Origin of the sequence: Pseudooceanicola lipolyticus, from assembly GCF_002786325.1 — a bacterium.
GTDB classification, from domain to species: domain Bacteria; phylum Pseudomonadota; class Alphaproteobacteria; order Rhodobacterales; family Rhodobacteraceae; genus Pseudooceanicola_C; species Pseudooceanicola_C lipolyticus.
Genome location: NZ_PGTB01000233.1, coordinates 1 through 4,486, shown reverse-complemented (window position 1 = coordinate 4,486; position 4,486 = coordinate 1). Strand labels below are relative to the sequence as shown.

The window sequence follows — 4,486 nt, the reverse complement described above, 5'->3', positions numbered from 1 at the left end:
GGCGCGGTTTCGCGCCCGGGCGCAGGCGGCCGGGTTTACCGCCGAGGTGCCGGATGACGTCTTGCTGGCGGCGGTGCGGCTGCGCTTTCGCCCCGGCGCGCAGGGGGCGCTGTCGGCAGCGGATATGGCGGTGCTGCCGGCGGCCGGGCAAAACTATCCAAGATAGTTTTGCCAAGAGTTTCCTGGAAACTCTTGCGGCGCCCGGAGGCGACTCTGCGCTTGACCCGGCGCCGGGGCGATGCCACATGCCCTGATGCGCGGAGGGCCGGATGGCCGCAGGGCCCTGGCCCTGAGGAAAGTCCGGACTCCGGGAAGCGACGGTGCCGGGTAACGCCCGGGCGGGGAGACCCGACGGAAAGCGCCACAGAGAACAGTCCGCCCCGGTTCACCCCGGGGTCAGGGTGAAACGGTGGGGTAAGAGCCCACCGCGCCGCTGGCAACAGCGGCGGCATGGCAAGCCCCACCGGGAGCAATGCCGAATAGGACCCCCGCGCGGGACTGGTCCCGGATCTCGGTCCGGGAAACCGCCGCTAGGCCTGCTTCCGCCGAGAGGGGTCGGGTTGGCAGCACGAGGCGCATGGCGACATGCGTCCCAGAGGAATGGTCATCGACGGGGGCGACCCCTGAACAGAATCCGGCTTACAGGCTCTCCGCGCATATTGTCCTGTCGGTGCCGCGATGTCGCTTTCCCGCCATGAGGCGTCGGGCGAGTTGTGCGCGGCGCGCGGCCAGCGGGTAAAGCAGATTCAACCGATCCCTGCGGAGTCCAGCGCCATGAAATCCCATGTCAAAGCCCTCGTGGTCGGCGGCGGCGCCGTCGGCACCGGTATCGCCTATCATCTGGCCCGCGCCGGCTGGTCCGAGGTGATGCTGCTGGAGCGGGACGAACTGACCTCGGGCTCGACCTGGCATGCCGCCGGTCTGCTGCCGCTGTTCAACATGGGCTATGCGACCTCGCATATCCACGACTATTCGGTGAAGTTCTACAAGACGCTGGAGGCGGAAACCGGGCTGAATGCCGGCTTTGCGGTGGTCGGCAACCTGCGGATGGCGCAGACCCAGGCGCGGATGGACGAATACATGCTGTATGCCTCGACCGCGGAAAGCGTGGGCATCCCCTATGAATGGCTGACGCCGGCGCAGATCAAGGCGCGCTGGCCGCTGGTGCGCAGCGAAGACCTGAAGGGGGCAATCTTCCATCCGACCGATGGCTATATCAACCCGGCCGATGTGACCCAGGCGATGGCCAAGGGCGCCCGCCAGCGCGGCGTCACGATCGAGCGCCGCTGGCAGGTCGACGGCTATGAATGGACCGGGTCGGAATGGAAGGTCACGGTCACCAGGATGGTCGAGAAGGGCGGCAACCTGGTGCCCTCGGACGACACCGCGGTGATCACTGCCGAACATGTGGTGACCGCCACCGGCAACCATGCGCAGCGCACGGCACAGCTGCTGGGGCTCAAGATTCCGGCGATCCCGGTCGAACATCAGTATATCGTCACCGAACCCGACCCGGCCTTGCAGGAGTGGCGCGCGGCGGGCCATCCGGAACACCCGGTGCTGCGCGACGCCGATGCCAAGTGGTATGTACGCGAGGAACGCAAGGGCTGGATCCTCGGCCCCTATGAGCAGGGCGCGCCGGCGCGGTTCAGATATGCGGTGCCCGACAGCTTCCGCGCCGACCTCTTCCCGCTCGATCTGGAGCGGATCGAGGAAGAATACATGTCGATGATCCACCGGATCCCGACCACCGAGACGCTGGGCCTGAAAGACGATTTCAACGGGCCGATCTGCTATACGCCGGACGGCAACCCGCTGGTCGGGCCGGCGCCGGGCCTGCGCAACATGTGGCTGGCCGAGGGCTTTTCCTTTGGCATCACCGCGGCGGGCGGCACCGGCTATTACCTGGCGCAGATGATGGTCGAGGGCGAGGCCGAGATCGACATGGCGGCGCTGGATCCCAAGCGCTACGGCTCGTGGATGACCAGCGAATACGCGGTGCAGAAGAACGAGGAATGTTATTCCCACGTCTTCATCCTGCACCACCCGGACGAAGAGCGCGAGGCGGCGCGGCCGCTGCGCACCGCGCCGGCCTATGACCGGCAGAAGGCGCAGGGGGCGCAGTTCGGCCAGGTCAACGGCTGGGAACGGCCGAACTACTATGCGCCCGAGGGGTTCGACGATCATGCGGCGCGCAGCTTTCGCCGCGGCGGCTGGTGGCAATACGCGGTGGAGGAGGCCAGGGCGATCCGCGAGGGCGTCGGCCTGATCGATGCCACCGCCTTTACCAAACATGTGGTCAAGGGGCCGGGCGCGACTGCCTTCCTGGACTGGTTCACCTGCAACAAGCTGCCCAAGGTGGGCCGGATCAACCTGACCTATGCGCTGACCGATGCCGGCACCACGCGCACCGAATATACCATCGTGCGGCTGGCCGAGGAGGAATATTACCTGGTCTCCGCCGGCGCCTGGACGGCCTATGACGCCGATTACCTGCGCAAGTCGGCCGCCGACAAGGCGGGCGAGTTCGGCTATATCGAGATCCAGGACGTCACCACGCAATGGGGCGTCTTCGCCATTGCCGGGCCGAAATCGCGCGATGTGCTGAACGCCTTGGTTCGGGATGCCGCGCCCGAGACGGCGCTGTCCAATGCGCGGTTCCCCTGGCTTTCCATGCGCGAGATCGAGCTGGGCATGTGCCCGGTGCGCGCCATCCGCGTCGCCTATACCGGCGAGCTGGGCTGGGAGCTGCACCATCCGATCGAGATGCAGAATTACCTGTGGGACCAGATCATGGCGGCCGGTGCGGCGCATGGGCTGAAGCTGGTGGGCGCACGGGCGCAGAACTGGCTGCGGCAGGAGAAAAGCTATCGCGCCTTCGGCACCGAACTGGGCCGCGACGCCACCCCGCTGGAGGCCGATCTGCCGCGATTTGTCGACCTGTCGAAAGAGTTTCGCGGCAAGGCGGCGATGCAGGCGCTGGGGGTGCGGGCGAGATGTGTCACCCTGCTGATTGACGGGCCCGACGATGCCGACCCCTGGGGGCGCGAGGCGCTGTATCACGGCGATACCAAGGTCGGTCGGCTGACCTCGGGCGGCTATTCGGTGGCCTTCGGCAAGTCCATCGGCATGGGCTATGTGACGCCGGATCTGGCGGTGCCCGGCACCCGGTTGATGGTGAAGATGTTTGACCGGCTGTGGCCGGCCGAGATCACCGAGGACAGCCCCTATGATCCGAAAAACCTGACAATCCGAAAGGACAGCTGCCCGCAGCAGGGATAACCCGCACCGGCCCCAAGCCCGGCATAGAAGTTCCGCATTTCCGCCGCAGTCCTGCGTAGACTCACCAGACACTCGCAAAACAGGAGCGCATCGGTGAGTTTCCAGGGAAAGATCGAACTGCCCGAGATGGTCCCGACCCGGTTCACCGGCGGCATCTGCGAAGGCGCCAACCTGCGTACCCCCTGCGGCATGCGGCGCATCGAGATCGTGCGCCCGGGCGACCTGATCGTGACCCGCAGCGGCCTGCAACCGGTGCAGATGGTGTGGAAACGCCGCGTCACCCGCGAGCAGATGCGCCTGTGCCCCGACCTGGCGCCGATCCGGCTGAAGCCGCGCGCCGTAGGCCCGATGATGCCCCAGCGCGACCTGCTGGTGGCGCCCGATCACCGGCTGTTGATCCCCGGTTTCCGCCTGGCCGGCATGCCCGACACCACCTGCGTGCTGACCGAGGCGCGCAAGATCGCCGGCAGCAGCGATGCCATCTATGCCGACAGCGCGATGGAGAGCGTGACCTTCTACCAGCTGGTCTTCGACCGTCACCAGGTGCTGGCCGCCAACGGGTTGCCGGTGGAAAGCTTTCTGCCCGATGCCGCCGCCATCGCCGCGCTGGGCGGCGAGATGCGCGATGCGCTGGAAGAACGCTACCCCGAACTGCGCGAGGCGCCGGATGCCTATCCCGCCGCCGAGTTCCCGATCGCCGCCGAGGTGGAATACCTGCCTTTCTACGCCTGAGCCTCAGGGCCGGCGGGCCACCAGCGCCAGGTTGTTGGCCGGCATTTCAACCACCCGGACTAGGTCCAGCCCGGCCGCCTGCATCATCGCGATGATCTCTCCATCGTCCTTATAGCCGATTTCACCATCCTGCGCCGTCAGGCTGGCATGAAACGTCCTGTCGCCCTCGCTGGTCAGTTCTCCGGTCCGCATGAACGGGCCGTAGACCAGGAACAGCCCTTCGGGGGACAGCGCCGTTGCCGCTTCGGTGATCAGGATCTGCGCCTCGGCCGCGCTGATCAGGTGCAGCAGGTTGACCAGTAGGATCAGCGCCTGTCCCGCGTGGTCGGCGCCCCAGCCCGGCCGGGTCGCGTCCAGGTCCTGCGCGGGGGCGGTATTGGCCAGCCCGGCCTCGGCCAGATAGGCGTCGATGCTGGTGCGGCGGGCCGGGTCGATCTCGGTCGGCTGCCAGTGCAGGCCGGGCAGGCGGGCG

Annotated in this window: 3 protein-coding genes and 1 other RNA gene; 3 read left to right on the top strand and 1 reads right to left on the bottom strand. The window is 67.1% G+C overall.

Features of this window, described 5'->3' with window-relative positions; all coding sequences use genetic code 11:
- Nucleotides 1-257 precede the first annotated feature (257 nt).
- From rnpB to CVM52_RS23860, 3 genes are all read left to right on the top strand, one after another.
- Nucleotides 258-658, top strand: an RNA gene (gene rnpB / locus CVM52_RS23870) — RNase P RNA component class A.
- Nucleotides 659-774: 116 nt separating this feature from the next.
- The gene (locus CVM52_RS23865; RefSeq protein WP_100164821.1) at nucleotides 775-3,282 is read left to right on the top strand and encodes a GcvT family protein; all 2,508 of its coding nucleotides are present in this window, start codon (nucleotides 775-777) and stop codon (nucleotides 3,280-3,282) included.
- A gap of 93 nt (nucleotides 3,283-3,375) precedes the next feature.
- Nucleotides 3,376-4,014 (top strand): Hint domain-containing protein, encoded by a 639-nt coding sequence (locus CVM52_RS23860; protein WP_100164820.1) that lies wholly within the window; start codon nucleotides 3,376-3,378, stop codon nucleotides 4,012-4,014.
- A 3-nt stretch (nucleotides 4,015-4,017) separates the two neighbouring features.
- Here the strand turns inward: CVM52_RS23860 and CVM52_RS23855 are convergent.
- Nucleotides 4,018-4,486, bottom strand: a 469-nt coding sequence (locus CVM52_RS23855) for a DUF938 domain-containing protein (protein ID WP_100164819.1), incomplete at its 5' end; no start/stop codon positions are given.

Bases quoted from the DNA above. Each gene is read 5' to 3' on its own strand.
- CVM52_RS23865 (WP_100164821.1), top strand. From the start codon at position 775: ATGAAATCCCATGTCAAAGCCCTCGTGGTCGGCGGCGGCGCCGTCGGC.